Origin of the sequence: Paraburkholderia sp. SECH4, from assembly GCF_030511745.1 — a bacterium.
Taxonomy (GTDB): Bacteria; Pseudomonadota; Gammaproteobacteria; order Burkholderiales; family Burkholderiaceae; genus Paraburkholderia; species Paraburkholderia madseniana.
On record NZ_JALOCP010000008.1, the window covers coordinates 268,656 to 274,725 of the forward strand.

The window sequence follows — 6,070 nt, forward strand, 5'->3', positions numbered from 1 at the left end:
CGATGAGTGAAGCAGTGGCAATCGTTGTGGGTTCGTTCGTGCTGGCGATGGCACCCGTGTTCGTCGCCGCTCACTATTACCGGGAGCAATTGCGTCGGAAACGGCTCAGACAGCTGGATCACCACCACTACTGGCCGCACTGGAGCAACGCCCGGCATTGAACTACTGCGCTCGCTATCCTGTTGTTGCGGTATCGAGGGTGATCGCATCGTTGCCTGAATGGATGGGCACCTGAGTTCCATCAGCAAACGTGCACTGGCAACACCTATGCGATGGTTGCCGCCGTTTCGTACGCCATGGCGGTAAACATCGATTCGCGCGACGATGAAACGGCGATATCTTGTGACCGGGCTGCCGCGCTCTCAGGCGCGGTGGCCACCCTCGGATTCTGCTGGTCCTCTCAACCAGCAGAACCCCCTGAGCCAAGGCTTCACCGCCTTGGCTTTTTTTGTGCGCCCGGCATGGACGCACTCTTGTGGGTGCAAGGCGATGTAAGAAACGGACGATTTCAGTTCTCCGGATGCTTCCACATGCCGGGGCCGACTGTGGAAGTTCGACGCAGGCTGGGTCCGACCAAATCGGTTCGACATCGAACTTCCGGGCTCGGCCAGGAGCCGCCGGTGGCTGATCGCGGAATGCACACCTCCGAATGTCCGGAATTCTTCAGATGCTGTTGAAAAAGTCGCTGCACGGCGTTTTCAGTCCGCCGATGAAAAAATCGACCTCTCAGAACAACCTATAAACCGCTCGCGAACGTCGGTGAAGGGTAAGGACCCCTGAGAATCTCGTGAGAGAGACGGTCAGCGACTTTTTCGACAGGTAGTCTTTGAACTGCTGGCGTCAGGGCAGCGGCGACCAAGCATCACACTACAGGGCCGCGCCGTCCTGAACGCTGTAGCGAGAATTCGTTAAGCGATGTCCGCGCACCGCTGTGACGCGGTTCGTTCGATGAGAATGGACTGCGCGGGCAGGAAATCAGCCCTGCAATGAAGGCAACCGGTCGGCAACCGCGGATCGGACGTAATGAAGGAGACTGCGATGGGCGAATCGTGAATCGGGATTGTGATCAGTACGTTCGCGCTAGTGTTCGCAGCGACCGCTGTAGTCAGTCACTATCGTCGCGAACATCGGCGTGCTCAGTAACTCAGCAACCTGGACCATCACGACTGTTGTCGCTGGACCCGGTCCCGACGGTGACGGTTTCGCGGACGATGAATCGGTGAGGTGGAGTCCAGCATCGCCCGCTTCCCATATGAAATTCCAACGCTTGTCAGGTCGTCAACGCGGGAACGTCTACCGACGTTCAGAGACTGACAGCGACCACACGCCGGGCCGGGTACATTCACGGCGCGAGCGTGTCATCTACGACCCGCTGTCCGGCGCTGAACCCTGCCATCAGCGCGTCGGCTTCCGTCGTGAAGGGCTGCTGCTGATCTGCCGTCAGGCGTATCGGCGCAACCATCGGGCGAGTAGATCCCGCCGTTCGAATATGTACAACAGCTATAAAGCCGCGTGGTGGCACCAACGTGACGTTTCCGGACGTTTCCCACACCGTTTCAAGGTCCACCGCGATCTCGAAGCCTTTATAGGCATAGATTCTTTTCATTGATGCACTCGATTCGCGGTCTTGGGGCGCCGCAATTCTATGCCAGTCAGATCGTCAACGCAGGCGGTGTCCGCTGCGTTGACGGCCCGCCTGCCCGAACCGATTCGCAAATGTCGAGACGCGAAGCGATCTGACAATCCTCATCGTTTCCAGACGGACCGTCACGCCCGCTGAAATAGTTCCAGCGGGTCGGGTGGGCTATCAGGGAATATCTTGGCCTGACCAATCCACCATCAAGGTGATTGCCTTAAAAGACGCGGCTCGATTACATGAGCAAGCTTCTCCAACGCGAGGCGAGGGTTCCCGTCGTCGAGAAGCCGTCTAGAAATGGCAATTGCTTCTTCATCGAAGGCATCAAGCACAAGAAGCCGCTCAGCATGGTCGATCAGGTCAAGCACTTTCCCGCAGAGATCGCCTGAATACTGACCGTGCACAGCCGCAAGCGCTTGCGACCGCAACTCGGACAGGCGTTGCCCTAGGTCTGACGCCGTAGTCGGTTGAAAGTCCCATGCCATGTTCGCCTCCGTTGATGCCATACCATCGTACCGCACCCGCTCTGGGCGTGTTTCACGTAACAATCTCTACCGCCATACGGCCTAGGTGGATCGCCACTGGCAATGCCACGCCCGCAACAGGGCTGTGGCTGATCGCGCCTACCAGCAGACAGTGGTCGTGTTGTTCAGGTTGATGACCTCAACGCCCCTCAACGGGCCCCATTCCGCTGCACCTACGGTTTTTGTTGGAGAGTTCGCTCCTGGATCCTCGCAGAAGAAGCCGCCAGACTCCGGGGAGTTTATAGTCCGCGTACCTTGTTCATACCCCTACCCTCGGCACTGTTGCATCGGCATAAGCAGACGACCACGATGATCATCATCGGGTATGCCACGAGGTGAAGACGCATCACCATTGGGAAACCCGCTGCGAGTGATGCAGTTTGGCCAGGTCGCCCCGCCTTCAGCGGGGCTTTCAACTCTGGCTGCGCCATCAACGCTTATGGTGCAGCCAGTCCCGCATGGGATGCGGGTCCAGCGAGCGGAATTGCTGATTGCTGTGGTGTGCGTGTCTGTAGTGCTCTGCTACCAATATCGCAGCCATGATCAGCGCGATCATCCCAAACAGCACCCCCGTCATCGATCCGGCCATGGCAGCCTCCTTGCCAGGTCGCCAGCATGCTTGCATTTTAGGCGATGCGCTCGTGGAAACCGGCGTTTTGCGTTGTCCCTTTCATTTCGGAACACGTGGTGTTACCCGTCGATTGGTACGTCGAACTGCGTCCGGCAACCTGGGCATTTGAATGGCTCGAAGTTACCTTGCGTCGGCAATGCTGCGAGCGGCTGCTCCTCGCCGGCGAGGTAGCAGACCGGGCACGGAAACGCGTCGTGCGATCGAAGTCGGTGCCACCGGTCGACGAACCGCTGAAGATCGATAGGCTGGGTGCCGTTCGCCTCGAGGTGGTCAAGAAGCACGTGGAACAGGGCGGGGTTTTGCATTGAGACCTCCGCAGCGATTTTCAGCCATCGTAGCATCTGGCACCAATGTGCGGCTGGTAGTCCAGGAGTTCCGCACGCAAGCCACGCCGGATGTTCAGTGCTAGTGTAGTGGTGGGGATTTTCCCCAGTCATCGGGAGAACGAGATGCCGTCAGACCCCGCCACAAAACCTGCCGAGCCACCTGCGACGCGAGACAAGCCGCTCCCTGGCGCGGCGCCGCAGACCGAGTCATCTGCACCGGACGCAGATAAAGACGAGCCGGTCCCGCATGAGCGCCCGCCAGTCCGATCAGACGACAACTGACTTTTCACCGCGCCCGCGGCTTGACGTCGCCCGGATGCGCGCTGCGTAGCTGAACTGCGCGTTGCGAGGTCACGCGGAAGGCTCATATTCGTATTCGCTCTCAACCACGAATCGAGGAAGGCATGTCAGAACAGGTTCGAGTCATTTGGGGCCGTTTTGACAAACTAGCCGCCAACGCACAGTTGTCACGGATCGCCGTATGGAAGAAGGAGCCACTTGATGATCGGCGCATAGGTGCCAGGACAGGAACGGCGTAATGAGCCAGTCGATGATCGCCGTAATGGCACCACCCGACGATCGACGTAGAGGCGTCACCTGCGCCTTGTAGCAGGACGCGGTTCGAACTTTCCGCGCCGGGTACGCTTCGCTCTTTTGAAGGGGGCTCCCAGGGCCAACCGGAGGTTCAAATTGTTTGAGGACCGCCAGGTCCTTGTCCACATGCAGCAAGGCGATTCCGACCGCGACATCGCGCTTCCGGCTGATGGGCCGCAGGAAGCGCACCGCTGTGAGGCGCGTTGCCCAGGAGTTCGGCTTGGCTGGCTCGATCCAGCGCAGCCGCTGCCGGAAGACCCCGTGATCGCCCGAGAGTTCGGCCGCACGCCGCGCCTGCGTGTCGACGACGGACTGCCAAAAACGAGCAACAGCATCACCAACGACGAGTTTTCGGGATTGACAACCGGAAGCCAAGCCATCTGTCGGCGCTTCACGACGCGCTTGCTTACCCCTGGTGACGCCAACGGGACACATTCCGCGCAGCGCTGCGTCCAACCTATAATGATTGTGTTGGACGACCACTCTGTTGGGTCTTGATGCAATGAGTGGCTACCCGCACGAAAGCGGCGGAGATGGGCATGCGCTTCGAAGCATTTTCCTTTGGTTGCATCCGTATTGATGGCGTCACCTACCAGCATGACGTGGTGATCGACCACGGGCAGGTTCGCAAACGCAAGAAGAAGCCATCCAAGGCGTTCCGCGAGACCTTTGGGCACACACCGCTGTCAGTGGCGGAGGACATCCCCTGGAAATGCCGGCGGCTGGTAATTGGCACCGGCACGGGAGCGTTACCGGTGATGGAAGAGGTGAAGCACGAGGCCGAGCGTCGGCAAGTCGAACTGGTTATCCTGCCGACGGCAGAAGCCATCGCCAGACTGAAGGAGCATGCCGACGAGACCAACGCGATTCTGCATGTCACGTGCTAGGTCATTTGGCGCCGTGTGAATTTACATTGAAACTGAGCAGCATTTAGCATGTCAGGCGAGCCCGTCCATCACGGGTCACGCGGTCAGCCGTCTCGAAATCCGATCCGTCGACGTTGGGCCAGTCCTCAACAGCAAGAAGCGCCGTATGCTGCTCGCCTTCCATCGCCAGTTCACGTACGCGACGCACCAGCGCCCGCTGATGAGGATCGCCTCGAGCGGAAAGTGGAGTCGCTTCAGTGCGCCCCGGGTGGCTCTCATCGTTTGGCCGACAGCCCGACTGAAACGCCACAGGTCGCCAGAACGCCTTGTCGCGAAGCGCCTGGCGGGCGACCTTGTCTCGGCGCTTTTGCAGCAGGGTGGCGGGCAGCCCCGTTATAGCCAACGTCAGCGCGGATGGCAAGACGTTGTGGCTGTCCGGCCGGTTCGACGACGTGGTCTACGCGATCGACACGACGACCGGCGCGGTCAAGTCCATTCCGGTTGGGATGGAGCCGCACGGACTCACAGTCTGGCCGCAGCCCGGGCGTTATTCGCGGGACCACACCGGGAATATGCGTTAGCCGGCGACTCGCGACGTCGTGCAAGAGCCCTGTGAACGGCTGTGAGAAGCCGACACTAAACGGCGGCGTCAATCAGAGATACGAATGGTCACGCTCTGCTGAGCGGTTTGGGAAGGGTTTGCGTGAAGACCGGGAGGCGCTGCCGGGTGCGTCGGAAGGAGCCCGTAGGGCGAGTGCAGACGCACCCGACGCGGCTCGTTTCAGGATGTGGTGACGCTCAGGTCGAGATGCGGTAGAAGAAGGCTTACCGCCGAAGAAACAGGCCCGACACCGGCTCAAACCGCCAAGTTCACTCCGATGTCGAGCCCCACACGCGCATGGGGCACGGGTGCCGGTCCAGTATGGCACGGCCCACCAGTCCCGTCGATAGCGTTTCGGCATTGACGGGGATTGCCGATGCCGGCCACCGGCCGCCTGTTTGTGTGCGCCCGCTGCCGGGCGCAGGTCATCATTTGCCGCCGTTGCGACCGCGGCCAGATCTACTGCGACGGCGACTGTTCGGAGGTCGCGCGTCAGGCCAGCATGCGCGTGGCCGGCCAGCGCTATCAGCGCAGTCGTCATGGCCGCTTCGCGCATGCCGAACGGATGCGCCGCTATCGCAGCCGCCAGAATAAAGTGACGCATCAGGGTTCCGCTGTGCCTGCCGCCGATGCTCTACTGGCACCGACTTCGACGACGTCGGCGGCAACAGCGGCGGTGTCCGCAACCGCCCCAGCTGTGCCTGAGCGCTGCCATTTCTGCCACTGCGTCTCTCCGGACTTCGTGCGCCTCGGGTCGCTACGCCGTCGGGTCTTCCGTGATGTTCGTACTGCTACCTACCACACAGGAAGTGACCCATGACCATTGGAGTTGAACTCGAGGCGCAGATCCTGCGCTACTACCACGTCGAGAAGTGGCGCTGCGGCACCATCG

The 6,070-nt window shown here is 60.4% G+C and carries 7 protein-coding genes and 1 pseudogene; 5 read left to right on the forward strand and 3 right to left on the reverse strand.

All coding sequences use genetic code 11. The features are described from left to right. Positions 1-2 precede the first annotated feature (2 nt). The gene (locus M0D67_RS14585) at positions 3-161 is read left to right on the forward strand and encodes a hypothetical protein (RefSeq protein WP_171925650.1); all 159 of its coding nucleotides are present in this window, start codon (positions 3-5) and stop codon (positions 159-161) included. A gap of 1,181 nt (positions 162-1,342) precedes the next feature. Here the strand turns inward: M0D67_RS14585 and M0D67_RS14590 are convergent. Then, the gene (locus M0D67_RS14590) at positions 1,343-1,606 is read right to left on the reverse strand and encodes a hypothetical protein (RefSeq protein ID WP_171925649.1); all 264 of its coding nucleotides are present in this window, start codon (positions 1,604-1,606) and stop codon (positions 1,343-1,345) included. Between the two features lie 269 nt (positions 1,607-1,875). On the opposite strand from M0D67_RS14590, the gene M0D67_RS14595 reads away from it, so the two are divergent. After that, on the forward strand, positions 1,876-2,025 hold the full coding sequence (locus M0D67_RS14595; RefSeq protein ID WP_171925648.1) for a hypothetical protein: 150 nt from the start codon (positions 1,876-1,878) through the stop codon (positions 2,023-2,025). Between the two features lie 565 nt (positions 2,026-2,590). On the opposite strand, the gene M0D67_RS14600 is transcribed toward M0D67_RS14595, so the two are convergent. Together M0D67_RS14600 and M0D67_RS14605 are read right to left on the reverse strand one after the other, a co-directional pair. After that, the gene (locus tag M0D67_RS14600; RefSeq protein ID WP_171925647.1) at positions 2,591-2,749 is read right to left on the reverse strand and encodes a hypothetical protein; all 159 of its coding nucleotides are present in this window, start codon (positions 2,747-2,749) and stop codon (positions 2,591-2,593) included. 101 nt (positions 2,750-2,850) lie between these two features. Then, positions 2,851-3,096 carry a hypothetical protein gene (locus M0D67_RS14605; RefSeq protein WP_143758115.1) on the reverse strand — a complete coding sequence of 82 codons (246 nt, stop codon included), beginning with the start codon at positions 3,094-3,096 and terminating at the stop codon, positions 2,851-2,853. Between the two features lie 711 nt (positions 3,097-3,807). Here M0D67_RS14605 and M0D67_RS14610 point away from each other — a divergent pair. From M0D67_RS14610 to M0D67_RS14620, 3 genes and pseudogenes are all read left to right on the forward strand, one after another. Continuing rightward, positions 3,808-4,209, forward strand: a complete 402-nt coding sequence (locus tag M0D67_RS14610; RefSeq protein WP_233468733.1) for a hypothetical protein — start codon at positions 3,808-3,810, stop codon at positions 4,207-4,209. A 41-nt stretch (positions 4,210-4,250) separates the two neighbouring features. Beyond that, positions 4,251-4,598: an MTH938/NDUFAF3 family protein gene (locus M0D67_RS14615; protein ID WP_171925646.1), complete on the forward strand. Its 348-nt coding sequence runs from the start codon at positions 4,251-4,253 to the stop codon at positions 4,596-4,598. A 362-nt stretch (positions 4,599-4,960) separates the two neighbouring features. After that, a pseudogene (locus tag M0D67_RS14620) lies at positions 4,961-5,158 on the forward strand (YncE family protein); the annotation flags it as partial. Between the last annotated feature and the right edge of the window lie 912 nt (positions 5,159-6,070).